Genomic DNA, 529 nt, shown 5'->3' on the forward strand with positions numbered 1-529 from the left:
ATATTGTCAGATTGTGGTGGCAAGCGTACAAGCAGCTCTTGACGCGTGCCTAGATACTGTACGACAGCATCATCAAAACCATTATCCGCCAATGCTTGTACGACTTCAACTTGCTCAGCGGGCTGCTCATAACGTACATCTGCTGAAACCCCGCCCGTGAAGTCCAAACCAAGATTAAGACCATTGACCGCAATCGCAATAATACTAGCAATGACCATGAATAAAGACAAAATTGCCATAGGCTTTTCTATCTTCATAAACGGAATAATACGCTGATTACCAACTGCCTTGATACCGCCTTCTTTTGCAGCAGCGTCATCAGCAGCGCTATCGATTATTTGGTTATGATCGTTATCGATAGCAGCATTGTCTGCTTGAGTCGCCAATGCTTGCTCATTTTTTGAGCTTTTGTTAGTCCCATGAGACTTACCTTTGCCAGCTTTTGCCGTCGTAGGATTATTGGCTTTAGCATTGCTGCCTTTACCATCACGACGCGGCTTACTACGGCGGCGACGTTTTTGGTTGTCAT

The 529-nt window shown here is 45.4% G+C and carries 1 pseudogene; it reads right to left on the reverse strand.

What is annotated here, in order from left to right:
• Nucleotides 1-529, reverse strand: a pseudogene (locus ACS8FD_RS24300) (protein translocase subunit SecF); the annotation flags it as partial.

It is taken from the genome of Psychrobacter sp. 1U2 (assembly GCF_051847575.1).